Origin of the sequence: Allostreptomyces psammosilenae, assembly GCF_013407765.1 — a bacterium.
Classification (GTDB): domain Bacteria; phylum Actinomycetota; class Actinomycetes; order Streptomycetales; family Streptomycetaceae; genus Allostreptomyces; species Allostreptomyces psammosilenae.
Genome location: NZ_JACBZD010000001.1, coordinates 3,053,473 through 3,078,447 on the forward strand (window position 1 = coordinate 3,053,473; position 24,975 = coordinate 3,078,447).

General features: G+C 69.6%; 20 protein-coding genes. 5 read left to right on the forward strand and 15 right to left on the reverse strand.

Annotated elements, in window-relative coordinates:
- Positions 1–68: 68 nt before the first annotated feature.
- Positions 69–1,109 carry an NAD(P)-dependent alcohol dehydrogenase gene (locus FHU37_RS12450; RefSeq protein WP_179814256.1) on the reverse strand — a complete coding sequence of 347 codons (1,041 nt, stop codon included), beginning with the start codon at positions 1,107–1,109 and terminating at the stop codon, positions 69–71.
- A gap of 169 nt (positions 1,110–1,278) precedes the next feature.
- Positions 1,279–2,001, reverse strand: a complete 723-nt coding sequence (locus tag FHU37_RS12455; protein WP_179814257.1) for a TetR/AcrR family transcriptional regulator — start codon at positions 1,999–2,001, stop codon at positions 1,279–1,281.
- Between the two features lie 345 nt (positions 2,002–2,346).
- Here FHU37_RS12455 and FHU37_RS12460 point away from each other — a divergent pair, with 345 nt between their 5' ends.
- Entirely contained in the window at positions 2,347–3,138 is a 792-nt protein-coding gene (locus FHU37_RS12460) for a DUF429 domain-containing protein (RefSeq protein ID WP_179814258.1), read from the forward strand.
- Between the two features lie 128 nt (positions 3,139–3,266).
- Here FHU37_RS12460 and FHU37_RS12465 read toward each other — a convergent pair whose 3' ends face one another.
- The 3 genes from FHU37_RS12465 to FHU37_RS12475 form a co-directional block, all read right to left on the reverse strand.
- A complete protein-coding gene (locus FHU37_RS12465; RefSeq protein WP_179814259.1) occupies positions 3,267–4,487 on the reverse strand; it encodes a right-handed parallel beta-helix repeat-containing protein in 1,221 nt (406 codons plus the stop codon).
- A 296-nt stretch (positions 4,488–4,783) separates the two neighbouring features.
- Positions 4,784–5,680: a phosphorothioated DNA-binding restriction endonuclease gene (locus tag FHU37_RS12470; RefSeq protein ID WP_179814260.1), complete on the reverse strand. Its 897-nt coding sequence runs from the start codon at positions 5,678–5,680 to the stop codon at positions 4,784–4,786.
- Between the two features lie 66 nt (positions 5,681–5,746).
- Positions 5,747–6,409: a TetR family transcriptional regulator gene (locus tag FHU37_RS12475; RefSeq protein WP_218904015.1), complete on the reverse strand. Its 663-nt coding sequence runs from the start codon at positions 6,407–6,409 to the stop codon at positions 5,747–5,749.
- Between the two features lie 30 nt (positions 6,410–6,439).
- Between FHU37_RS12475 and FHU37_RS12480 the strand changes: the two genes are divergently transcribed.
- The 4 genes from FHU37_RS12480 (at position 6,440) to FHU37_RS12495 (ending at position 14,085) form a co-directional block, all read left to right on the forward strand.
- Positions 6,440–7,660, forward strand: a complete 1,221-nt coding sequence (locus tag FHU37_RS12480) for an amidohydrolase family protein (RefSeq protein WP_218904016.1) — start codon at positions 6,440–6,442, stop codon at positions 7,658–7,660.
- The gene (locus FHU37_RS12485; protein WP_179814261.1) at positions 7,657–8,379 is read left to right on the forward strand and encodes a YqeB family protein; all 723 of its coding nucleotides are present in this window, start codon (positions 7,657–7,659) and stop codon (positions 8,377–8,379) included. Before FHU37_RS12480 ends, FHU37_RS12485 begins: the two co-directional genes overlap by 4 nt.
- Positions 8,380–8,973: 594 nt before the next feature.
- Positions 8,974–10,128: a hypothetical protein gene (locus FHU37_RS12490; RefSeq protein WP_179814262.1), complete on the forward strand. Its 1,155-nt coding sequence runs from the start codon at positions 8,974–8,976 to the stop codon at positions 10,126–10,128.
- Between the two features lie 1,161 nt (positions 10,129–11,289).
- Positions 11,290–14,085: a Cdc6/Cdc18 family protein gene (locus FHU37_RS12495; protein WP_179814263.1), complete on the forward strand. Its 2,796-nt coding sequence runs from the start codon at positions 11,290–11,292 to the stop codon at positions 14,083–14,085.
- 113 nt (positions 14,086–14,198) lie between these two features.
- Here the strand turns inward: FHU37_RS12495 and FHU37_RS12500 are convergent, their stop codons facing one another.
- The 10 genes from FHU37_RS12500 to FHU37_RS12545 form a co-directional block, all read right to left on the reverse strand.
- Entirely contained in the window at positions 14,199–15,200 is a 1,002-nt protein-coding gene (locus tag FHU37_RS12500; protein WP_179814264.1) for an NAD-dependent epimerase/dehydratase family protein, read from the reverse strand.
- Positions 15,201–15,208: 8 nt separating this feature from the next.
- Positions 15,209–16,069 carry an aminoglycoside phosphotransferase family protein gene (locus FHU37_RS12505; protein WP_179814265.1) on the reverse strand — a complete coding sequence of 287 codons (861 nt, stop codon included), beginning with the start codon at positions 16,067–16,069 and terminating at the stop codon, positions 15,209–15,211.
- Entirely contained in the window at positions 16,063–16,728 is a 666-nt protein-coding gene (locus tag FHU37_RS28125; RefSeq protein WP_179814266.1) for a histidine phosphatase family protein, read from the reverse strand. Before FHU37_RS28125 ends, FHU37_RS12505 begins: the two co-directional genes overlap by 7 nt.
- On the reverse strand, positions 16,725–17,312 hold the full coding sequence (locus FHU37_RS28130) for a phosphotransferase (RefSeq protein WP_179814267.1): 588 nt from the start codon (positions 17,310–17,312) through the stop codon (positions 16,725–16,727). Before FHU37_RS28130 ends, FHU37_RS28125 begins: the two co-directional genes overlap by 4 nt.
- A 185-nt stretch (positions 17,313–17,497) precedes the next feature.
- The gene (locus tag FHU37_RS12520; protein WP_179814268.1) at positions 17,498–18,355 is read right to left on the reverse strand and encodes a class I SAM-dependent methyltransferase; all 858 of its coding nucleotides are present in this window, start codon (positions 18,353–18,355) and stop codon (positions 17,498–17,500) included.
- Positions 18,356–18,407: 52 nt separating this feature from the next.
- Entirely contained in the window at positions 18,408–18,917 is a 510-nt protein-coding gene (locus tag FHU37_RS12525) for a P-loop NTPase family protein (protein ID WP_179814269.1), read from the reverse strand.
- Positions 18,918–19,007: 90 nt separating this feature from the next.
- Entirely contained in the window at positions 19,008–20,078 is a 1,071-nt protein-coding gene (locus tag FHU37_RS12530) for a glycosyltransferase family protein (RefSeq protein ID WP_312892577.1), read from the reverse strand.
- Positions 20,063–21,790: a carbamoyltransferase family protein gene (locus tag FHU37_RS12535; protein WP_312892578.1), complete on the reverse strand. Its 1,728-nt coding sequence runs from the start codon at positions 21,788–21,790 to the stop codon at positions 20,063–20,065. Before FHU37_RS12535 ends, FHU37_RS12530 begins: the two co-directional genes overlap by 16 nt.
- Before the next feature lie 5 nt (positions 21,791–21,795).
- The gene (locus FHU37_RS12540; protein ID WP_179814270.1) at positions 21,796–22,755 is read right to left on the reverse strand and encodes a thymidylate synthase; all 960 of its coding nucleotides are present in this window, start codon (positions 22,753–22,755) and stop codon (positions 21,796–21,798) included.
- A 13-nt stretch (positions 22,756–22,768) separates the two neighbouring features.
- The gene (locus FHU37_RS12545) at positions 22,769–24,970 is read right to left on the reverse strand and encodes an ATP-binding protein (RefSeq protein WP_179814271.1); all 2,202 of its coding nucleotides are present in this window, start codon (positions 24,968–24,970) and stop codon (positions 22,769–22,771) included.
- Positions 24,971–24,975: the final 5 nt, after the last annotated feature.

Below are 24,975 nucleotides of genomic sequence, written 5' to 3' on the forward strand. Positions count from 1 at the left end.
ACGCGCCGGTGCCCGCCGCGCGGCACCGTGGCACCGTGCGGCGGGCACCGACGGCCCGGCAGGGGGGATCAGCCGTTGGGGAGGATCACGGCACGGCCGGTGATCTCGCCGGCGTGCAGGCGCTCGTAGGCCAGCGGCGCCTCGTCGAGCGAGAACGTCTCTGTGTGCACGGACACCGCGCCGGTACGGGCGAGCGAGAGGACCTCGATCAGCTCGCCGCGGGTGCCCCAGTACGGGGCGCTGACCGACACCTCGAAGGGCAGGTGGCCGAAGCCGACGGGCAGCGCCGCCCCGCCGATGCCGACGATGCTGATCTCCGCCTCCACCGCCGCCACGGCCCCGGCGGTCCGCACGGTGGGCTCCACGCCCACGAAGTCGAACACGGCCTCGGCGCCGGTGCCCCCGGTCAGCTCACGGACCCGCGCCGCCGCCCGGGCGTCGGAGAGCACGGCCTCGTGGGCGCCGACGCGGCGGGCGAGCTCCAGCTTCTCCTCGCTGACGTCGAGCGCGATCACCCGGGCGGCGGTCATCGCCCGCAGCAGCTGGATGGCGACGTGGCCGAGCCCTCCGGTGCCGATGACCACGGCGGTCGAGCCGGGCAGCAGCTTGGGCAGGGCGCGCTTGATCGCGTGGTAGGGCGTCAGTCCGGCGTCGGTGAGGGGCACCGTGGCGACCGGGTCGAGCCCGTCGATCGGCACCAGGTGCCGGGCGTCGTCCACCAGCATGTACTCGGCCATGGAGCCGGGCCAGCCGAGGCCGGGGGGACGGATGCCGAGCTCCTCGGCGCGCAGGCAGTAGTTCTCCTTGCCCTCCGCGCACTTCGCGCAGACCCCGCAGCCCCAGGGGCCGTACACGGCCACCGCGTCGCCCTCCCGCAGGCCGCTCACCCCGGCGCCGAGCGCGGCGACCGTGCCGACGCCCTCGTGCCCGAGGGTGAGCGGCAGCGGGTACGGGAAGCCCTCGGCGGGCCAGCTCATCACCGCGATGTCTGAGTGGCAGACCCCCGCGGCGGTCACCCGCAGGACGATCTGCCCCGGACCCGGTTCGGGATCGGGAACCGTGACGACCTCGGGGGCGGCACCGATGGTGCGGTACTGCAGTGCCTTCATGGTCAGACTCCTTCGTCTGCGTGCTCGTTCGACCGGTCCGGGATCTCCGGCCCGGTCGGTGAGGGCGTCGTCGACGGATCTCCGGTGGGGGACGGGTCTTCGGCGTCCTCGTCCCCGCCGCGCGGCGGGGGTGCCCCGCCGACAGGGGCGGCGGGGAGGCTTCGGCGGCTCATCCGGCCGCGTGCGAGGCCGCCCGCGCCGCCTCGCCCAGCAGGGCGTCGTACGCCCGCTCCACCACCTCGGCGAGCTCCGCGGCCCCGGGGCCGTGCTCCGGGCGGTCGGGTTCCTCCGGGCGGTCAGGTCTCTCCGGGTGGTCCGCTCCGGCCCGCAGCCACAGCCGCAGGGCGGCGGTGAGCACTCCGGCCGCGGCGTCCACGACTATCGCCGCGCGCCCCCGCCCGCCGTCCCCGTCCGTGCCACCGATCCGGTCGGCGATCACGCGGACCGACTCCGCCTGCGCGTCCAGCCGTATTCGCTGGTACGCGGCGAACAGCGTCGGCTCGGTGTCCAGCAGGGCGAGCAGCCGCCGCATGGGCGGTCGCACGTGCCGGGGCGGGTCCTCCGGGTCGGTCAGCCAGTCCTGCACGGCCCTGCGGTAGGCGAGCAGCGGCGGCTCGTCGGCGGGGCGGGCCCGCAGCAGGGCGTTGATCCGGTCGCCGTCCGCGCGGACGAAGTCGAGGGCGGCGTCCTCCTTGCCGGCGAAGTGACGGCTGAAGGTGCGGCGGGCGACGTCGGCGCGCTCAGCGATGGCCTCGACGGTGACGGCCCCCAGGCCGCGCTCCAGGACCAGCTCGACGGCCGCCGTGGCCAGCGCGTTCCGCGTCCGCCGGGACCGGCGCAGCCGGCGGTCCGCGACGTCCTCCGGGGACGAGGTGGGGGCCTTCGCCTTCATGACCCTCACCGTACACCCGCTCCTGTCCCACTGGGACACAAGTCCCAGTGGGACACAACCTCGGTCGCGGCGCCGCCGACGGCTGCTTCGCAGGTTCGGGGGTGAGTGGCGGCATGCTGCTGCCCGGGAGTGCGGAAGTTATCCACAGGCGGCGAGAAGGGACTGCCCTGGGGTGATCGCCGCGTGGGATCCTGAAAGCAGGGGGTCCCCCCAGGCCGATGGCGGGTTCCCGCGAGCTTTCTGGCATGTGCCTGGCGGACTCCTGCCCCTGCCGGAGCCGTCGCCCCTCCACCGAGGTGCCCCGAACCGGCGCCCGCCCGCCCCGCGCCACGGCAGAATGCCGGTATGGGGCGGCGGGAACCGGTGACGGTCGGCGTGGATCTGGCCGCGGACGCGCGGCGCACGGCGGTGTGCCGGGTGGTGTGGACGGCCGGGGCGGAGCTGCCCGCCGAGTTCGTCGTGCCCGAGGGGGACGACGACCTGCTGGCCCTCGCCCGGGAGGCCGACAAGGTCGGCCTCGACTGCCCGCTGGGCTGGCCGTCCGGCTTCGTGGCGACCGTGCAGGCCCACCACCACGGCCTCCCCCTGCCGCCCGCCACCCGCTTCGCGGACCGCGCCGACGGCCGCCCCGGCCTTGACGCGCTCCGCTTCCGGCTGACCGACGACCTCACCTGGAAGGCGACCGCCATGCGGCCGCCCCTGTCGGTCTCCACCGACCTGCTGGGCGTGGTGGCGCTCCGCGCCGCCTACCTGCTGGAGCGCTTCGAGGCCGCCGGCGTCCCGGTGCCCCGGGACGGCTCCGGCCTGGTGGCCGAGGTCTACCCCGCCGCGGCCCTGCGCTGCTGGGACATCCGCCCCGCCGGCAGCTACAAGAAGCCCGGCCCCGAGGCGCGTTCCATCCGGGCCCGCGTCCTCGACGCGATCGAGGCGGGGCTGGGGGCGTCCTTCCCCGCCGAGGTCCGTGCGCGGTGCGCCGCCAGCCACGACCACCTGGACGCCCTCGTCTGCGCCCTGGTCGCCCGCGCCGTCCTGCTCAACGACACCCGCCGCCCCGACTCCCCCCAGGAGCGCACGGCCGCCGCCCGGGAAGGCTGGATCCACCTCCCCAGCCCCACCCTCGCCACCCTCCGCCACTGACCCCTCCGCACGCCGCACCGCGTCCGCCGACCGCACCGGCGTCCGCCACCGCACCGGCGCCCGCCGACCGCGGCGCGTCGACGGCCCCGGACGGCGGTGCGTCCGGGGCCGTGGGGCATCGGGTGAGGTCAGAAGCGGGCGCCGACGCTCGCGCCGTTGCTCGGCCGCAGGAAGGTGGAGGACGGGATGGAGCCGTCGGCCGCCCTGGGCCCGGTGATGGTGCCGGGGTCGGTGCTCACGAAGGACCAGGAGCCGCCGGTGTTCCAGGAGTTGCCGCTGCCGGTGGAGGTGGAGCCCAGCGACACGTTGTTGCCGTTGGCCACCGCGAGGTTGTTCACCAGCGTGCTGGTGGAGCGGCTGAAGTTGAAGCCGGCGCCCGGGTTCCGCCACGCCGTGGAGTTCTCGATCCGGTGCCGGCCGGGGTTGTTGTTGTCGATGAAGCCGCCGACGGCGTTGTCCCAGGCGATGCTGTTGCGCACGGTGTGGTTGGCCGCCACGCCGTTGCCGCCCAGCTTGAAGCCGTTGCCGTCACCGGTGTAGTCGGGCAGGTTCCAGCGGTTGAACCCGTTGCCCCAGGCGAGGCTGCTCTCGGTGAGGATCGGCGACTGGAACATCCAGTAGTCCAGCCCGTCGTCGGAGTTGTTCCACAGCCGGGCGCCGCGCACGACGTTGCCGCTGCCGGAGCCCTCCTTGATGGCAAGGCCGTCGGCGCTCTCCCCGTTCTTGCGCGGGTCGCGGTTGCCGTGGCTGTCCAGGTTGATGATCTGGTTGTTGCTGGACGCGCCCTGGAGGTGGAACCCGGACTCGTAGTTGTCCCGCGTGACGAGGCGGTCGAAGACGTTGTTGTTGGCGTCCAGGCCGAAGACGCCGTACGGGCCGTGGATGATCTCCAGGCCGCTCAGTCGCCAGTGGTCGCCCTCGATGTGGATGGCGCCGCGCTCGGTACGCGGGATGGTCGAGCCCACGGCGCCGGGCGTGTAGGGCATGTTCTCGCCGTCGATGATCACCCGCTCGCCGTTGTGGTTGCGCAGGGTGATCGGCTGGCTCGACGTGCCGTTCTCGAGCAGCTGGATGTTCGTGCTCGGCGCGTACGTCCCGCCCCGGACCTCGATGACGGTCCCCGGCTCCGCCAGGTCCACGGCCCGCTGGATCGTCCGCAGCGGTGCCGCCAGCGTGCCCGGGTTGCCGTCGTTGCCGTTGGTCGCCACGTACAGCGCGGTCGCGGTCGCCGCGGCGTCGTCGTGCGTGGGGGCGGCGTGCGTGGGGGCGGCGTGCGCCGTGGTTCCGGACAGCGCGAGCAGCGTGCCGGCTGCGAGGCTGACGCACGCGGTGGCAGGGTTCAGGCGCATCGTTCGTCTCCGTGGTGGTTGGGCTCGGCGGACCAGGGTTCGCGGGACGGGACCTGTGTCTCGGGACGCTAGGCGCTTGCCATGAGCGCGTCAACAACCTGGTATGTGATTGCCGTTCGCTGATGTGAACGACGGAGGGGGCGTGCGACCCGGGCCGGAAGCCTCACCTGAGAGCTTCCCGCACGTCCGGGGTCTGGGCCGCCCGCCCTCCGACGCATGGCCTGATGCGGTCATGCCCCCGCGAATGAACGCCGTTCAGGTCTGTGAACGAGGGCTCGATGCCGGCGGAGCTCCGATCAGACCGCCTCGGCGGGTGGCGCGTCACCCCGGAACACCTGGGCGGTGTGCCAGTCGCGGTGGGCCGCGGCGACCGGGCTGAAGCCCCGCCCGGGCCCGGAGATCGCACGCCCCGCGAGCGCGCCGACGTACTCCCGGGCGGCGTCACTGCGGCCCGCGAAGGCCTGGGAGACCAGGATGCGGTGGCCGTCCCCGATGCCGAGGACGCCCTTGTCGAACAGCTTGTGGTGCAGCGAGCACAGGCACAGCCCGTTGTCGACCGCGTCCGGCCCGCCGAACGCCCACCAGCGCACGTGCGCCGCCTCCAGCCCGACCGGCACCTTGCCGAGCATTCCGTCGAACCGGCAGAAGGCGCACTGGTACCCGTAGGCTTCGAGCACCCGGCCGCGCATCCCCGGATCCCGCAGCTGCCGGCGCACCGTGGCGAACCGTTCGGCCTCCGCCGGCTCCAGCTCCAGGCCGACCGCCGCGCACAGTTCCTCGTGGAGCGAGGGCGGGAAGTTCAGGTCGAGCAGCACCCGGGCCATCCGTCCGAGCAGCGACGGGTCCCGCCGGAGCGCCGCCCGGAGTTCCGGCGCCAGCCGTCCCGCGGCACCCTCCTCCCGCAGCTCGCGCACCTTGGTCCCCGGACTGCCCAGGCCGTGCCTGGTGCGCACCTCCCACACGCCGTCGCTCACCAGGTGGTGGAACGGGTAGGCGGGCGTCGTCGGGCGGGGCGGGCCGTACTCGGCCAGCAGCCGCTTCAGGTCCGCCTCCACCGCGCTGTACGGCAGTTCGCCGTCGGCGTCGCGCTGGAACCGGCCGAGGGCGTACAGGAGCAGCAGCGGCTTGTGCGGAGCGCGCGCCCCGCTCCTGGTCCACTGCCGCAGCTTCGCGGTGCGCTCGACCCAGTCCATGAGCAGCGATCGTAGTGACGCGCGGCGACGCCGGCCCGGGGAACGCCGATCCCGCCTGCCGGTGCGTCAGTCCTGCTCCTCCTGCTCCTCCTTCTCATCGGGCGGGGTGACGGGCGCCCGCCCGGTCGCCGCCGCCTCGAAGAGGTCGGCGAGCTCGCGGGCGTAGTCCGCGCCGGCGTCGGCGGGCCGCCGCCTCAGCTCCCTGGGCACGGCCTGCATCGCGGCGAGCAGGGCCCCGGCGAAGACGTCCGGGTCGAAGGCGCGGAACTCGCCCTCGCGCTGCCCTTCCGCCAGGAACTCCACCAGCTCGGCCCGGCCGCTCTCGCCCCCCTCGGAGATCCGGCGGCGGACCGCCGGCGACGTGGCGGTGGTGATGATCTCGCGGCGCGCCTCCATGTCCTCCGGGTAGTGCGCGCAGTGCAGCACGTGGCCGGTGACGATGCGGCGCAGCGCGTCCGCGTAGCCGGTCACCGGCTCGGGACCGCCCTCCATGGCGGCGTCGAGCCGGGCGCCGATCCGGTCGAGCACCGCCGTGATCAGCGCGTCCTTGGTCCTGAAGTGGTACGTGATCAGGCCCGGGCTGATCGACGCGCGCTTGGCGATGCGCACGAACGAGGCCCGCGCGAAGCCCTCCGCCGCGATGGTCGCGATCGCGGCGGCCACGATCTGCTCTCGCCGGGCCGCCTCGATGAAGGAGCCGGCATCCTCATCCTGGTTTCCTGGTTGCACGTACAGAATCCTATATGCTCAACTAGTTTCGTGCTCAAGCATATGGCCCTGACCGGTGTGACGGCGCTCGTCGGCGACGCCCTCACCCCGTGCGAGGACGCGACCGTCCTTATCGAGGATGGTCGGATCGCGGCCGTCGGCCCCGACGTGCCGCTCCCGCCCACCGCCGGCGTCCGCGAGCTGCCCGGCCGCACGGTGCTGCCCGGACTGATCGACTCCCATGTCCACCTCGGCGCGCCGGGGGCGCCCCGGGGAGCGCGGCCGACACTGCTGACCCGGGGCAGGGCGGTCGTCGACTGGATGCGCCACCAGCCGGGCAAGCGGCGCGCGTTCCTGGCCCACGGCGTGACCACGGTGTGCAGCCTGGGCGACGACAACCGGTGGGTGCACGAGTTCCGCCGCAGGACCGCGGCCGCCGAACTCGTGGGGCCGCGCCTGCTGATCGCCGGACCGATCTTCACCGCCCCCGGCGGCCACCCGGTCGCCACGATCGGAGCCCGGCCCGACGCGGGCTGGGTCCGCGTCCCGCGCAGCCCGCAGGAGGCCCGCGACCAGGTCGCCGAACTCGTCACCGGCGGTGACCCCGTCGACGTCGTCAAGGTCGTCCACGACCGCGGCGACCCCCGGCGCAGGTCACTCGAACCCCTCGACGGCGCGATCCTGCACGCGATCATCGACCAGGCCCACCGGCACGGCACGAAGGTCGTCGCCCACTGGGGCACCCTGACGGACCTGGAGGAACTCCTCGACCGCGGCGTGGACGTGCTCCACCACCTCGAATCCCGCGGCACCCTAAACGGCTGGCCGCCGCACCTGCTCGACGCCATGGTGCGCGGCGGCGTCGCCCTCGCCCCGACCCTCGCCGTCACCCACGCCGTGCTCGGCCCCGCGGCCACCGCCGCGCTGCGCCGGCAGGTCACCGAGTTCCACGAGGCCGGCGGCACGCTGGTCGCGGCGAGCGACGCGGGCATGCCATCGGTGCCCGCCGGCGCCGGCCTGCTCCGCGACATCGAGCTGCTCGCCGCCTCCGGCCTCACCGCCCGCGAGGCCCTCACCGCCGCCACGTCGGCCGCCGCCCGAACCCTCGACTCCCCGCACATCGGCGTGCTCGCCCCCGGACGCGCCGCGGACCTCCTGGTCGTCGACGGCGACCCGCTCGCCGACCTCGACGCCCTGCGCGCCGTGGCGATGGTCCTGCGCGACGGCCGCACCGTCCTCGACCGAACCCAGGCAGAGTGGAACTCGCCATGACGCACGGCATCCCCGACGCCCGGCCGTCCCTCGTACGCCACGGCCCCGCCACCCACCTCCTCCTGTGGACGGCCTTCCCCCTCCTCGGCGCCGCCGCCGGCTGGCTGCTGACCCGCGTCCCGCGCTGGCTCACCAGCCTCCCCGTGCTACCGCCGATGGAGCGGATCGAGTTCCTCGCCCGCCTCCCGAACGGCCCGGTGGCGACGGCCGTCGCCGTCGCCCTCGGCCTCCTCGCCGGCGGCCTGCTCACCCTGATGTCCTACGACGACATCGTCACCGTGGAGGTCGCCCCCGCCGCCGTGACCATCACCCGCTCCGGCCGGTCCAGCACCTACCCCCGCGACCAGGTCCACGCCGTCTTCCTGGACGGCAAGCACCTCGTCCTGCTCGGCCAGCGCACCGAGGAACTCGCCCGCGAGAAGACGGACCACAAGCCCGCCAGGCTCGCCGCCGCCTTCCACGACCACCACTACCCCTGGCACGACCACGACCCCCACCAGCACGCCTGGCGACGCTGGGTCGACGGCACACCCGCCCTCGACGCCCACGCCCACGCCCTCCTGCGCGCCCGCCACACCGCCCTCCGCAACGGCGACACCACCGACGCCGCCGCCCTCCGCACCGACCTGGCCGCCCACGGCATAGCCGTCCGCGACGAGAAATCCCGCCAACACTGGCGCCCCACCCCCCAACCCCCTGACCACCCCGCACACAATTGAAGGCGTCAGAGCGAGCACGGCAGACGTACAGGAGTGACGGGGCGGAGAGACGACGAGGGCCCCGGACGCCGAAGCGTCCGGGGCCCTCGTTCTGCCTGGTCAGGCAGGGTGCGGAGGATACGAGATTCGAACTCGTGAGGGGTTGCCCCCAACACGCTTTCCAACTGTTCGTCTGAGGGTTCGGCGTAGCCCGGGGGCGTTCTGACCTGCGGCGGAACGGGTTCGCTAGGAGGACGGTGGACGGTGCTGGACGAGGGCGAATGCAACCGAAACTGCAACCAGAGGTGCAGCTGTCCTGACTGTTCGAGGCGGGGGTGATGCCCGCCTCGGTGTGGACCAGCGAAAGTGGCGGTGACGTCGAGTCACGGCACGGGTGCCTGGCGGCCACTCAGCGATGTCGGTGGGGTGCCGTACAGTCCGCCTAGGAGACCCCCTGCCGGTGCGCGTCGGCAGTCCCATGCAAGAAATTCCGTACCGCGTCGTTGTGTTCATAGGTACGTTCTTCGGCGAACGTGCGTACTTGTCATAGTGAGGCGAGGCACAGTGCAAGACTCCGTACCTGCCACTGTCTACCAGTCCAGCTTTTCCGCCTGCGTGCGAACGCTGAAGCCTGGACTGCTCGAGACGCTGCGTATAACAGAATCTGCCGTGCTCGTGATGGAGGCTCTTGTCTCGCTGTGCAAGGCGTTGACCAACGACAGTGATCCACGGCCATGGCATGAGCGGGTCGATGACTGCTTTTCGGGGGTTACAGAAGAGCAGTTGAAGGCAATATTCCAAGCCTTGGTTGATGAGTGCGAGGGTGAGCAACTGAAACGCTGGGTGGAGCGATTCAAGAACCGGAGCTACAGCAGCTTCGTGGAGCGCATTCTCGGAGCGGCCACTTATAATCGCTTCATCGATGCCCTAAAGCAGGATGGTGCTGTGATCGCGTTGGCCGTTCGACGGGGAGTGCGTGCATTTACTCCTTTCGTTGTGGCATGGAATGATGCCGTCGAAGTCTCTTCACGAAGACAGCTCAAAGATGTCCAGCCAGCCAATATCCTTACGGTGAATGCCGTTGAGGTTCTGGTGGCTCTCGATGACTTTCTCGGAGAGAAAGTCATCGCTGCCCTACCTATGGAGGTGACGAGTGCGAAGAATGCTGATCTCGCGGCGCTGGCCCCAGAAGGCGTAGACGATCTTGTGGCGAACTTTCGCTCCATGGTGGCGGAAGCTTCGGTCAAGCGTGTGGAGCGTGTGAACTCTCCACTCGTAAGGAAGATTCGAGGTGCGCGAGACGCTCTTCGATTCTCGGAGGACGGCGTTTCCCAGGCTGCCAACTCTCTTATTGAATTGCTTGATCGCATCATGCGAGAAAGTTTCGCGCCTGCTGAAGTTTTGGCCTGGGTGGATGCTAATCTTCCAGGCGGGGAAGAATTGACCCATGAAGTGCAAGGGCAGAGGCGCCCGACCAAGCGTGCGGAAGCCCTGTGCTTCGTTTATGGCGGATTGCCTATCATTCCGCGCGAGGCTAGTGAAAACGACAATGGTAAAGGTCCCGACTTCATCCACGATGTGATCGCTATTGCATTGGTTTCCATTCGGAATCAGTTGCAGAAAATGAAGCATGCTGATCGCGGGACGCCTGAGGAGAAAAGTCAGCTCTTGAGTATCCTCGCGGCGCTCGAAGGGGCTCTTATGCTAGGTCTTGCTATTGGGGGCCTGTCACCTGAACCGGAAGCTCCAGATGAGTTGGCTGCGGCGTAGGATGGGTGAGGCCTTCAGTTCGAGGGCGGGGTTCGGAGCCCATATGTTAGGGCCGATGAGGACTCGCAGCCCGCAAATGGGCTTCTTCTCGAAGTTCTTGCTCGATCTGCCAGAGCTGAATACTGGGGGAAGCCTTCACCGCGCCACCTCACCGAGGCAGAGAAGGAATTCGAGGTAGGCGGGAACCGTGGTGTTGTGGCTTACCAGTCAACTTCTGGAGCTCTGTTGTCGAGAGGGGTGCTTGGCGAAATTTCCGCCGACTGACACGACGAGATCGACACCGTTCCCGGCCGTCATGCGCACTACCTCGCGGTGAGCTTTAATCGCCTTGACACCCAGCTAGAGCATGCGACGATCCTCCGGCGGCCTGTGGGGTGTGATTCCGGTATCTATTCCATCGGACGGATGCTCTGCGAAATCGCCGTCAATGGCGAATCTGTGTGGTGGTACTGGCGGGCGACCCGCTTACCCCGCTGCGCTTTTGACTCTTGCTCTGACAAACTACGGGCACTTCACGCATACGCGTCGACGACCGGTGTGTCTGCGAGCTCAGCCTGCACATGAAGCGTCTCGTCCGGGGTTGTCGGACCGTGTTGCGCAAGAACCAGCGTGAATTCGCCTCGTAGATCAGTGTGGGCCAGGGTATGGTCTCCGAGCCAGCGGTTGCCGATCTCGGGGGGTGGGCGTAAGCCCTATGGCCGTTGAGTCTACTCCCAGCCGACCTCCTCCGGACGACTGCAAACTGCAACTGCGACTGCCCAACGGCGACGCTGCGACCGGCGTTCCGGTCGGGGCCCTCCTGTGCCCTGCCCGGGCAGGGTGCGCAGAATACGAGATTCGAGCTCTGGAACCCAACACTCTTTCAGCTGTTCGAACGCCCGTCCGGGCGCGTGCGGGGACTCTTCACTCGGGGGAAGATAAGGCTTCGAGCTGCGGTGGACGGTGCCGGACGGGTGTGGACGCACCAGGCGCTCAATAGACTGGCAGAGGGAGCTTGCTGCGCGCGCCTACACGATCAAGCCAGGCAGGTTGGCTCCATGCACCTGAGGTGCCGTTGCTGCGCGGGCGGGACGGCAATCTTCGGCCATTCAGCAGATTTCCCCCCAGCATGCAGGTTAGGGGCGGTAGCATCCGCGGGTTCCAGGATTCAGGGAGGGATAGATGCCGTCATCACGGACGCGGTTAGAAGACTGGTGGGCGAAGACGGGGAACTTTCTGTGGCCTGACAAGGATGAGATCTATAAACGATGCGTAAAGGCCGCTCTGGATGAACCGAAGACAGCGCGCCTGCTGGGAAAACGGCCAGGAGTGACGTCAGTAACGGTGCGAGCGCAGATGCAGAGGGCATCGTACGTCCAGTTCACCACGAGCCTGTGCGAAGGCGAAACTCAAACTGCATTCGACCGGGCGTGTGCGAACCTGGTGGAAATCCAAGACCTGCACCAGAGAGCGGCGTCCGACACGCAGTGGAACTGGTGGGTGACCTGCCTGCTGGTTGTGGTCGTGAGCCTTGTGGTGCTTGCTGCCGGTGGTCTGCTGGCGCTTGCCGTGGCGGTTCTGGCAGTGGCAGCTGTGCTGTTCGCCTTGTTCTGGGTTGGCACCGTGGTCTGGTACAACCTGCGGCAGTCTCTGGTGGCGGGCGCTTGGGGCTTCGCCTGGTTGGCGCAGCGCGTTGTGGTGGGGATCCACGCCGTCCGTTGGTCAGAAACCCTGAGGAAGCAGGGGACTGGCCCGGTGGTTGCCCAATTGGTTCGCCATATGCTCGGTGAGGATCCAGATTCCCTGTTTATCCCGGGGAGCTACGACGGTCTCCGGGCGCCGCGGGCTCCCGGCTATGTCATCGTCAACGGGGCGGCCCGGAAGCTGCAGCGCAAAATCTCGCAGGTTGAGTACGGCACGATCGCGGTTTGTGGTCCTCGGGGCGCGGGCAAGACCACGCTACTCGAACAGTGTGTAAAGGATGCTGATTTTGGTCTGCTAGCCCAGGCGCCAGCCACGTACACCCCACACGACTTCCTACTATCGTTGTCGGTGCGACTGTGTGAGACTCATATACGCAGCGAAGGCTACGAGGTGCCTCAGCTCACGCGGCTGTCATCCGTGCAATATCTGCTGCGCCGGGCCAGGTTACGGGCCAGCCGGCTGGGGCGATGGGGTGCTTTCGCGGTGCCTAGTGCCGTGCTGGTGGTGTTGGGCCTGTCGGCCTCTGTTCGATCCCTGTATGTGGAGTACGCTAGTTCCTTGGCCAGTTTCGCGCGTATGCAGGCCCAACTGATGCGTGACCACTCCATGGAGATCTGGCAGGGCCACGCCATCGCTGCGAGCGTGACGGTCACCATCGCCGGGATGGCTTGGTGGAGGGCACGGCACGCAGTCTGGCTGCCGCGCCTGATTGGGCGGGTATGGGCGCTGGGTACCACCTTCCTCGGTGCGGGCATGGCTCTGGTGTCGGTCGCCAGCGTGTTCTTCGATGGGCAGCTCCGTCAGCTCGTGCGGCACGTCCAGCCGAATACGACGTTTCAATTCCTAGTATTGCTGGGTGTGTGGTTGGCGTGCTGCCTTGCCCGGGATTCAGGAAGTGAGTTCCTGGTAGGAAGGTGGCGTATTGCGCTGGAAGCGGTATTTCGCCCCGTGGTCGTACTCGTCGGAGTCATCGTCCTGCTGTTCCTCGTCCAGGATTCGCAGACGCGCGCACTCTTGGCGGACGCGGAAAACCCGCTACGCCTCGCGGCCATGGTAGTTGGATCACTGTTGATGAGGGCGGGAGTCTGGAGTCCGCGGCCGGTGGAGCCGGAGCTCGTAACGCAGTGCCGCAACCACCTCTACCGCCTCCAGACAATCCAGACGGCCATGAACACGCTGAGCGCTGGATCCTCTCAAGTACTGAGCCTGGGCAGCGCGCATACCATGTCCGTCTCTACGATTCCGCCGAACTTCCCAGAGCTAGTGGATGGATTTCGCAACCTGCTCACTCGTCTTGCCATTGAAAAAGCTCGTCAGGGCAAGACGGTGGTGATCGCCATCGACGAGGTGGACCGCCTCGGTTCGGACGTTCAAGCGCTTGCCTTCCTCAGTGAGATCAAGGCCATCCTGGGAGTTCCTCATGTCTACTACCTGATTTCGGTCGCTGAAGATGTCGGCGCCACGTTCGTGCGCCGCGGCTTGCCCCAACGAGACGTCACCGATAGTTCCCTGGACGACATTGTTTACGTGCAGCCCAGCACCCTGCAAGAATCGCGTGAAATCCTCACTAGGCGATCCGAAGCCCTGACGGAACCCTACGTCATCCTCGCCCATGCTCTGTCAGGTGGAATTCTGCGTGATCTCCTCCGCTACGGACTTCAGATCAGGGAAATGCAAGAAAAGGCGCAGTCTTTCGAGCTGGCAGACATCTCTCGAAACCTCATCCTGGAGGAACTGTCAGAGACCCTCGCCGGCTTCAGGATCCTTCTGAGTAAACGGCAATGGACGCGGGAAACCAGTGACATCCTCAGCGCCTTTCACGCTCTGGTGGGCTACCTGCGCGACTCCTGTGCCTGCACGGAAGCCAAACTCCGGCCTGCCCTTGAACGGTTCGCCTTCTACGCTGCGGGCGATCGAGAGGCGCCGGTTCGTGGCGAGGTAGCAGACGACGTCCGCCAGCTCATTGACGAGGCAGCCGCATACGCCTACTTCTCACTTACCTTGCTGGACATCTTTAGCACTGAAGGACTCAAGCGCCGCACTCGGCAGGCGGCGGAGCAGGGTCTGGCCGGTGCCCCGGAACGGCTCGCCGATGCACGTCAGGAACTTGGGATTTCCCCGTACAGCGCCCGGCCGCTGATCGACAGCATCCGTCGAGCGTGGTCGCTTCCTTTGGGACTGACCACGAATGGCCGCGTTCCGCCACCGCGGACCCAGAGGTGCTCTGTTCACTGGGTGCCACCTGACAGCCAAGGCGCCTCTGTGATGGGGTAGCTACCGAGGGATGTGATGGGCCTTCCACGGTTAGTAAGGCGGTGGGTATCGGCCCAAAGACCGAAGCAGGACCGCCTACGCGAGCTGCCTGTAAGTTGGCCCGCCGTCTCTCATCACGAGGGGCCAAGTTGGGCCGCTTTGGTGGTTATGCGACGGAACTGCTTGGTCATGCCGATGGTTAAGTCTGTTCGGGGCTGCCAGTTGAGGATCTCGGCCGCTTTGGTCGTGTCGGCCAGGGTGGTGGGGACGTCTCCGTCGGAGCTGGCGACCTGTTCGGTGCGGACCCGGTGGCCGGTGAGGTGTTCGGCGGTGGTGATCACGTCGTGGAGAGTGTGACCGGTGCCTGCGCCGACGTTGACGACTCCCGTCTCCGCGGGAGCGTGGCCGGCGGCGATGGTTGCGGCCACCACGTCGTCGACGTAGGTGAAGTCTCGCCGCTGGTGGCCGTCGCCGTAGAGGCGTACGGGGGTGCCCGCCAGGGCGGCGGTGAGGACCCGGTGGATGAACATGTCCGCGCGTTGGTGGGGGCCGTAGACGGTGAAGTACCGCAGGGCGACCACGCTGGTGGGGCAGTCGGGACGGGAGGCGTGCGCGAGGCAGAGCTGTTCCTGGGCGAGCTTGGTCACGGCGTAGGGCGACATGGGGCGCGGGTGGTCGCTCTCCCGGCTCGGGCGTCCGTCGGTCGCCCCGTAGACGCTGGAGGAGGAGGCGACCACCAGCCGCGGTACGCCGAGCCGGGCGGCGGCGTCCATGAGCCGTTGGGTGGCGAGGAGGTTGTCGGACACGTAGTCGACGAATTCGTGGCCCCAGGAGGGGCGAACGCCTGGGATGCCGGCCAGGTGGTAGACGACCTCTGCGTCCAGCAGCAGTGGCTCCACGGCGCAGGTGCGCAGGTCTGCGGTGATCGGGATGAAGGTGGGGTGGGGACGAAGCTCCGCGAGGTTGCGCGCGGCGATCGGATCGGTCCTCGGGTCGCGACGGTCGACGCCGATGACGATGGCCCCTGTGGCCACCAGGGCCTGGGCGAGGTGCGAGCCGATGAAGCCGGCGGCTCCGGTGATCAGGACCCTGCGTGCGGGGTGCGTCGTCACGGTGGACGTGCCGGGGTCGGTCATGGCGGTGCTCAGTGTCCTTCCGTGGTGGAGGCAGCGAGGCGGGTGAGGGCCTGGGCGCCGTAGGCGAGGAGGCGTCGGTTGCCGGTCTCGTGGCCGCGGACGATCGCGGTGACGGCTTCGATGGCTCCGAAGTGGTGCAGGAGCACGGCCTCGCCAGGCGTGAGCGCCCGGCCGTATCCGTCGAGGAAGGCGTCCCGGAGGCGGGGGTGGTCCACCCAGTGGCGGTGCGCAAGGCGTGCCAGGTCTCGCACGCGGGCGTCGATGCGGGTGTGCTCGAAGTCCAGCACCCGCAGTTGTCCAGCCGCGTCGACCATCCAGTTGCGGGGCTGGTAGTCCAGGTGGCACACGGCGTTCTCCACCTGGAGCCCGGCCAGTCGTACGGCGTGTTCTCGAAGCATGTGGCGTTGGTGCTCGCCCAACAGAGGACCGGCGCGCTGGACCCAGGAGGAGAGGCGTCCGGCGAGGCGGTCACCGCCGCTGACGGGCGGCTCCGAATGGGGCGTGCGGTGCAGGTGTGCGAGCAGGCGCCCGGCAGCACGGTGGGCCTGGAGTTCCGTGCCGCTCCCGGCCGGAAGGCTCTCGGCCCGGACGCCGGGCAGAGCGGTGAGCAGGAGGAGGCGTTGGTCCGCTTCGGCACCGACCAAGCGGGGAGCGGCGTCGCCCAGACCAGATCCGATCCACGTCACATACGCGTGGTGCTCCGCCCGCCACCGGGTGTCCGCCCGGTGCTGCTTGAGGATGTACCTTTCCCCGCTCCGGTCGGAGATCTCCCACAACCGGTCGGACAACATGGTGGTCGGGAGCTCGTCCAGCGGGCCGAGGGTGCGCTGGAGGAAGCCGGTCACCGGCTCGGGAAGGGCGGTCAGCACGGTTTCCCTCCGCCCGGTCGGTCGCACCGCAGGTGGCTGGCATCGTTGTGGCGGTCGAGAAGCCATCGGTCAGCGCCGAGGGCGTTGCGGTGGTGCTGCCACACGGTGATCGAGGCGTGGTCGACGACGAGGCCCACCTCGGGTCCGGGAAGAGCGCCCAGCATGAGGGCGTGAGCGGCGGATACGGTCTCGCCGTGGACGGACAACAAGACCCGCTGCCCCGGGTGGCGGTGGAGCAGGGCGCGTAGTGCGGCGCCCGCCCGAGCGAGGTACCCGTTCCAGCTCTCGGCGCCCTCGGCCCATGGACGGTCCGGATGCGCGTGCGGGCCGCCCCCGAACGCCTCCTTCACCTCCTGCCAGCGGAGTCCGTCCGCGGCTCCGTGGTGTGGGCCGTCCAGCCCGGGCTCGGTGATCAATGGGCGCGCCAGGTGCCTCGACAGGATGGCGCCGCTCTCCTGGAGGCGCCTGCGCGGCCCGGCGTACAGCACGTCGATGCTTCGGTCCGCTCCGTGGCTCTGGGCCAGGCGAGCCGCCGCGATCTCCATCTGCCGGCGCCCGAGCGGGGTCAGGCCGGTGCACGTCCGGGGGCCGCCGACCACGCCGTCCGCGTTGCACTGGGCCTCCCCGTGGCGCACGAGGATGAGTTCACCGGTGATCACAGCTCCCCTCCTAGGGGGTAGGCAGTGTCCGGCCGGACGGACTCCCACGGGTTTCGGTAACCGCCCCGGCCCAGGTACGGCGCGGTCAGGATGGAGTGCAGCTCGGCGAACGCGAGGAACAAGGGCAGGGCTACGGCGCCGAGTCCCGGATGGTGAGCGTCGGCTGCGGCGTTGTAGGTGGCCAGCGCGTTGACGATGACGGCCAGCGGGATGCGGCCGTGGGTCATGGCGAGGGTGACGACGAGCTTCGCCAGGTCGTAGCCGAACGGTGCCAGAGTGAGGTCGTCGACGTCGAGGGTGACGAGACCTCCTTCCGCGGTGACCAGCACGTTCCGCGGGTTGGTGTCCTTGTAGAAGGCGGCCGGGAGGTCCTCGACTCGCTCCAGCAGGGTGTGGGCCGCCCACCTCCTCCGGGCGTCCGGCAGGTAGCCGGTGCGGTGACGCTGCTCGATGGCGTGGCGCCGTGGGGTGATGAAATCGCGGATCGCGTACTCGCCGTTCAGGCGGTGGGGCGCGCCGAGCGAAGCATGACGCAGCTCCGTTGACCAGGCAGCACCGTGGACGTCCCCCAGATGGGCTGCCAATCGTGGGAGATCGGCCGGCATCACATGGCGGCCGGCAACCCAGGCGAACTCCAGGTGTCGGGAGCCTGAGGACAGCAGTGATGGAAGCGTCATGGGGGCGGCTCGGGAGGAAAGCCAGTCGTGATGGTGCTGCGCTGCGGCACGAGCCCGGGGGGTCGGGTAGCACTTGACGAATCGGTGCGGGATCACGTCGTCTCCTCCGGCCGGGTGGCGACCACGTAGGTGACCGTCGAGACGGTGGTCACGGGACGATCGGGGAGGGCCATGCTCAGGCTGTCGGCGAGTGCAACAGGGTCGGTCGCCAGGTGGTCCGGCACGTTGTACTTCGGGGTGGTGGCCAGGTACTCGGCGAGGTGGGCATGGCCGCTGAAGGTGAAGCGGTGGATCTCGTGTTCGGTGTGCACCACTCGCAGCGGACCCTCCGCGAGCTGGGTGAGGTTCCCGCTGTGCGCCGCCGTGTAGAGGCTCGGCCGCCGCTCCGCGTCCGGATCCAGACCAGCAGCCGCCACCAGCCGGTCGAGTTCCCGGTAACTGTCGGCCGACTTCGTGACGAGCAACGCCGTTCCGCCCGGCACCAGGCAGCGCGCCATCTCCTCCACCACCGCTCGCGGAGTCGGTGAGTGGTACAGGCAGAAGGCGGCGACGGCCAGTGCGGACGATGCCGTAGGCAACGGTAGGTGGTGGAAGTCCGCACACAGCCAGGAGATGCGTGTCGTCTCGTTGGCGGCTCCGGTACGGGTGCGTGCCCGGCTCAGGAGCGCCGCCGAGGCGTCGACGCCCAGGAGCTGGGCCGGGCGCAACCGCTCAGCGAGCGCCCGTGTGGTGGTGCCCCGCCCACATCCCAGGTCCAGCACGATGGCCGCGCGGGTCACTGCTGCGTGACGCAGAGCGAGGTCCACGATGGCGTCGGCGACCGGCCGGCCCTCGGACTTGGCACGGTGGAGCGCTGAGGTCCGGCTGGTGAGCCTGCCTGCCTCCGCGTACAGGCCCGGACGGACGGCGGGGTCCAGAAAGGGATTGGGCGCGTCTGGAGTCCTGTTCACCGCGGCCCTCCGGCCGGTCCGGCCGTGCCGCGGCGTCGAAGTGCCGCTACGGCTACCGGGCGGGGAGCTGGTCCAGCCAGCGGCGCGCCTGCCGGCGGCTGGTCAGGCGGACAACCTGGGCGTGCGCAGGAGCGAGGTCCCTGATCTTGGCCAGAACGCGAGGACGCATACTCCTGCGGTAGCCCCAGATGTACCGGAGCACCGCCCAGGAGACGCGGTTGTACACACCCCGCTCCTTGTGCTGTCCAGGACCGTGCCGCAGCTGCCGCGAGACGGCGCCCCACAGACAGGAGATGGTGGACGGATCCAGCATGACGACGGTGTCGCAGGCTGCCAGCCGTACATGCAGGGTGGAGTTGTAGTTGCCGTCGATGACCCAGCAGGGCTCGGCAACCAGTCGGCGCTGCACCGCCTCGAACTCGGGCATCGGCAACGGCTGCCAGGAGTCGTCGAAGTAGACGGAATCCAGGTGTGTCACCGGGACGCCCAGCTGCTGCCCCAGGCGACGCGAGACATACGACTTGCCGCTGCCCCCGCAGCCGACGACGGCGACCCTCTTCATGGTTCTCCACCCTAGCCTCGCCGGCACTGTGGGCTGATTCGTTGACGGCCGTGTGCCGCGGCGGTCGAGTGCCACCGGGTGCGAGAGGAGTCACCGTACGACCTCCCTGCGGGCACCGGGAACTGTGTGCGGGGCTCGACACAGCAGGTCCTCCAGGACGTCCAGCTGTGCGCTCAGCCGGAACAGCTCCAGGTGGCCCAGGCAGTCGGCCAGTAGTTCGGCGTGCTCGTCCGTCCCCGAGATGCCGCGCAGCCACGCCAACCGGGAGATGACGTCCGTGGCGTGCTCGACGTGCAGTCGGCGAGGCGTGAACCGGTGCGCATGGCGGATGGCGGTAGGCGTGAGGGGCAGGCAGCCGGCCAGGACCGCCTCGAAGATCCTCTGCGTCATCTGGCCGACGGCGGCGTACCGGTCCGGAAGCAGCAGAACGGTTGCCAGGGAGCGCCGGTACAGGTCGTCGACGTCCGGGAACGGAATCCGCCCGAGGAAGCAGACGTGCGGCCAGCGGGCCGTGTCGGTCCACTTCCCGCCCACGGCGTGCGGGTAGTGCTTGGCAGCCGGTGCGAAGAATTCGTCGAACGCCCGGTCGCGGTCGTACTGGTTCCCGGCGTAGGCGAGGGTCAGCGGCCGGAAGCTGGTTGCCAGCCTGCCTGCTTCGGCGGCGTCGAGCCATGCGTCGGCCACAGGGAACAGCAGGCGTTCAGCACCCGGCGAGGGATCCAGCGCCGCCTCGCACACGGTGACCACCGGATCGCGGCGGACCGCGTCGTCGGGCGGTAGTCGCCGATCCTTGTCCCACAGGATCGTGGGTGTGCGCCGCCGGAGGGTGTAGTGGCGGATCAGCTCGTCCTGCCGGTGCAGGTCGCAGGTGTGCCCGGGACTTCCGCAAGGGGTGGTGTTCCGCCCCGGGATGGGCCAGCGCCACTCCGCCATGAGAACGTCGATCTCGGGTAGGCCGGCGTCGTACCGGTAGCGTTCCCCCAGGTCGTCACCGGCTTCGCGCCGGTCCCGGTCGGCTTGGAGGAGCACGACCTCGTGTCCACGCTCGCGGAGGCCGTCCAGGAGCGGTCTCCGGTGGCTGCGTCCGCCGTCCGGGGTGTCGGTGACACCGGAACCGAGGAAGCCCCAGAAGCTGTAGCCGATGATCATTTCGTGACCCACCAGCCCTCCAGCAGCAGGGCGTCCAGGCCGCTGCCGGCCAGGCACTCCAGCGCCATCCGCGGAGTGCCGCAGATGGGCCTGCCCTTGGTGTTGAGAGAGGTGTTGATCAGAACAGGCACCCCCGTACGCGCTCCGAACTCCTCCAGCACGGCGTGGAGGAAGGGATTCTGCCGGGCGGTAACGGTCTGTACCCGTGCGGTTCCGTTGGCGTGGATGACGGCTGGAATCTCCGCCCGGGCCCTATCGGTCGCGTGGGATGCGAACGACATGAACGGGGCTTCCTGGCCGAGGGTGAAGTACTCGGCGGCCCGCTCTGCCGTGACGACCGGCGCGAAGGGGCGGAAGGGCTCTCGGAACTTCACCGTCGCGTTGAGCCGGTCCACGACGCCTGGAATCAGGGGAGAGGCGAGAATCGAGCGGTTTCCCAGTGCTCGCGGGCCCGCCTCCACGCGTCCCTGGAACAGGCCGACGACACCTCCGGCGGCCAGCTCGGCGGCGAGAAACGCCGCCGGTTCCCCAGTGGGGCGGGAAACCCGCAACCCGGGCCAGTCTGTGGTGTCGAGGACGGGCTCGTCCCAGTCCGGACCGAGGTAGCAAGCGCCTCGGACACCCGACAGCACGGACCGGGGAGATGTCGACGCCACCGAGACGGCCGCGCCGATAGCCGTCCCGGCGTCTCCCGGCGCCGGCGGCACGAAGACCGACTCGAAGATTTCCGACTCGGCGATCCGCCCGGCGGCGACGCAGTTCGCGGCGACGCCCCCGCCCAGGCACAGGTGCCGCGCACCGGTCAGTGCTCGCGCGGACCGGGCCAGGTGCAGCATGACCTGCTCGGTGCGCTCCTGGAGGGCCGCCGCCAGATCCCGATGCACCTGGCCGATCGGTTCCGCCGGACAGCGCGGCGCGCAGGTGGCTCCTGTGAAGCGCGCAGTCACGCGCGGCTGGCCCGAGGCGAGCACACGGGGCGGGAACCACGCCGGGTCGACACGGAATCCGTGCTCCACGAGGGGCAGGGCCCGGGCGAACAGATTGCGGAATCGCGCGGGATCACCGGTGGCTGCGAGCGCCATCACGGTGCCCTCCTCGTCACCGCGGCGCCATCCCAGGTGCTCGGTGACAGCGCCGTACACGTATCCCAGGGAGGCCGGGTCGCGGAGCGCGTGCCGGGGGCGCAGGACAGGCATGCCGCGCGGATCTCGCCGTGCCTGCGCGATCGTGGTGGTCTGGCGCTCGCCGAGGCTGTCCACCACCAGCACTGCCGCCTCCTCGTGTTCCGAGGCGGCGAAGGAGTACGCCTGGTGCGCGCGGTGGTGGAGGACCGGCCGTACCGCCGACACGGGGAAGCGCCTCCGCAGGTCGTGGGTCCGCCAGGCCGTACGCGCGGCCACCTTCGCGAAGCCCTTGGCCCTGGGCAGCGCACGCTGGCGGGTCGAAGAGGAGAGGGCGAACCGGGTGGCGCCGAGCACCTCTGGCAGATAGTGCGCCGCCGAGAAGTTGTAGGCGACGGCTCCGACCTGGCCGGGCCCCAGGCCGGCCAGGTCCAGGAGCCAGCGCACAGCCAGTTCGGGGAATGCCTTGGTGTGCTTGATCCCGCTCAACCGCTCCTCCTCGACGAACCCGACGAGCGCCCCGTCGACCAGCAGGGCAGCGGCGGAGTCGTGAGTGTGGGCGCACAGCCCCAGCACGACGGAAGGCGCGCTGTGTACCGGCACCGTGCTCACCTCTCTCCGGCCGCGGCGGGCACCCGGCCGGAACGCCGGAGCAGGTGCTCGTACCAGGCACGCAGCGCAGGGCCGAGCGTGCCGTCGACCTCCTCGGCGGCGCGGTGGGCGGCATCGCGCTCCCCGCGCTTCCACAGCCGGTAGCTGCTCATCGTCATCCCGACGGCGTCCCATCCCGGATAGCCGGTCCGCTTCCCGGCACGGACCGCGGCGAGAAGGCCGTCGAAGCCGTCCCAGGGGACCGCCAGCGATTCCATCTCCGTTGCCATCGGCCGTTCGGCGTCGAGCAGACGGTCGGCCGCCGGCAGGTCGCGCTCGTAGACGTGGAGGGAACCGACGTGGTGCCGGTACTCGCCGACTTCCGCCCCCAGCCAGCCGGCCACCAGTTCGTGGAGCACGGTGTTGGAGAAGACGTCGTACGGCAACCCCGTCCAGGCGTCCTGGGCGCGCATCGAGGTCGACATGTGGAGGCGGCCGTCACGCAGGTTGAACCGGTACCCGGTGGTGCAGGGGACGTCGCTGTGCCCGGCCGCGTCCCGCGCAGGGTCGTACAGCTGGACCACCGCACGCCGGGAGTCCGGGTCTCGACGGAGCAGGCCCACTGCCATGGCGAGCTGGTCGACACCGCCGCCCCAGCGGCGCATCCTCGGCCCGTAGGCACCGCGCAGGACGCCGTCGTCGGCGAACTGCCGCAGGCGGTCGTTGTACTGGTAGATCCACGCCTCGTCGGACCCGGAGAGGATCCAGACAGCCTCGGCGACGGCGTACGCGGGGTTGAGGACGCGCGCGGGCGGCAGGTGCAGAAGCCGAGCGCGGGGCCGCCGCAAGCGCAGTTCGACATCGAGCACTTCCCGCGTGGGCATGGAACGCGGGCTGACCCGCTGTCCGTCGCGGATGGCCATGTCCACTGCGCCGGTGAACAGTTCGGTGATGGTCTCGGCGATCAGGGTGGTCATTGATCAACTCCTGTCAGGGACGGTCGTAGGCGCGGCAGAGGTCGTGGAGGACAGCCGCGACCGCGGTGGCGCTGTCTCCGGAACCGGCGCACACCGCGTTCTTGATGGCTGGGGGCAGTGCTGCGGCGCCGTGGTGATGGAGGTCGTCCAGGGCGATGGCGACATCGGTGCTGTTGGCGCACCGAGAGGCAGCGCCGAGATCGGCCAGCCGCAGGGTGGTGGTCCCTGGGAGAGCCAGTTCCAGAACGGGGACGTCCACAAGGACGGCCTCGATGCCGCAGGTGGAGGAGGTGGTCAGCAGAGCCTGTGCGCCGGACAGGCAACCGCGCGCGCCCACGCTCGGGTCGATCACCGCCACAGGAGGCGCGCTGGGCTCGTCAGGCACCCATCGGCGTACGTCGCTCATGCTCTGTGTGGGATGAGGAGCGAGCACGAGCCCCCAGTCGCCACCTGCCCGTCGGACGCCCTCCACGGCGGTGCTGACCTGGAGAGCCGTCCGGTTGGCCCCGAAGGGCTGGCATGCCAGGACGGCTATGCGTGCCGGGTTGCGGCCGGTCGCCGCGTATAGAGAGGTGGCGAGGTACCGCGCCTGCGCCGCGCGGGTAGCACTCGTCGCACGCAGAAGGGCGTCGTACCTCGGTTGTCCGAGGGGATGCACCTGCACGTCCGGATGCCGGGCCCGGGCTCGGGCCAGGGGCACGTCGCGCGGTCCCATCACGAAGACGTGGCGGCTGCGAACGGCCGACCCCGCTCCCGCCTCGGCTTTCCACGCCCCGTGCTGGATGAGCGCCGTCTCTACCCCCCGCCGAGCGGCGGCGTCGATCGCGAGGAGGCCGAGGGGGGAAGCGTCGTTGCAGACCAGCAGGACCCTCGGGGCCACCGTCCGCAGCGCGCCCTCGATCAGGCGTTCCGTCCGGCAGGCGGCGACCCACGACGGCTGCGTGCAGCCCGCGCTGCGGGCGAGGAATCGTTCGACCAGGTGGGCGAGGCGGTCGAGACGGACATCGTTCGCTCCTACACGGACTACTCCGGCGGCTGGCACACCGCGTGCCACCGGAATGTGTGGCCCGCCGCCGACGGTGAGCGCGGAATCGGGCATAGAGCGGACCGTGATCGCGCTCCCGACGGCGTGGAAACGCTGTGATGCGGTGGTGGAGGCGTCGAGGACGAGGGACGACACTCCCCGGCATGCGAGGACGTCCAGCACCGGCCGCAGCGTTTCCACGTGCCGGGATGACCAGGACAGCGCCAACACGGCCTGGCTTGTGCCGTTCCTCGGTTCCGCCAGTGACGTGAGCCACTGCCCCACCGCGTGGAGTGCCTCCGGTTCATGCGCGGACACGGAGAAGTCGGCCTGGGTTGGTCCCATCTCTGCAGCACCGAGCAGGTAGGCGAGCCCGGTGCCAGTCACGGTGGGGAACTGGTACTCAGCGGCCCCCGAGTCCTCTTCTGTGAGCCACTCCTCCGGGGCGCCGCCGTCCGGCCGCTGGACGGCGGAAGGATCCCTCTCCCCGGGTGTGAGCAGTTCGCGGACGATGCGTGTCACAAGGCGCCGGACCGGTACGTGGTGGACCCGTAGCCAGGAAACCCCTCCGGGGGTACGAGGCTGGTGCCCGAAACCCGCCGCCAAACCCTCCATCAGGCGCTGAACCCCGTCAGCGACCTCCGATGCACCCGGCGACCGTGGAGCGGGTACGGCATCCAGCCCGCCCGCGTCAGGAAGGTGGTGCCCGTTCGGAGACCGGGAGGCGGTCCGACGGGACTCATCGTGCGACCGGGAGGGGCGCGAGAAGGAGAACCAGACCTCCTTCCCTCCGTTGCGGGCAGTCACTCCCCACTCCTCAGCGAGTGCGCTGACCAACAGCAGACCCCGTCCCGACTCGTCGTCGGGCCCGGGGTGCCGCACCACCGGAAGGCGAGGATCCCGGTCATACACGGAGATACGCAGGCACCGCGCGTCCACCGCGACGGCGACCTCGTACTCCTCGACGTGAGCATGCCTGACCACGTTGCTGGCCAGCTCTCCGGCGAGCAACGCGGCATCGTCGGCGACGGCGCGGAAGCCCGATTCGCCCAGCTCGTGGATGACGTACGCACGGACCTGAGAGGCGTGGTCTCCCGTCCGGGAGAACGTCCTGCGACTCATGAGACACCGACCCGGCACCGGGGCACTCAGCGTCCGCATCCCGCAGGGGCCCAGAGACTGATCCGTCACGCTCT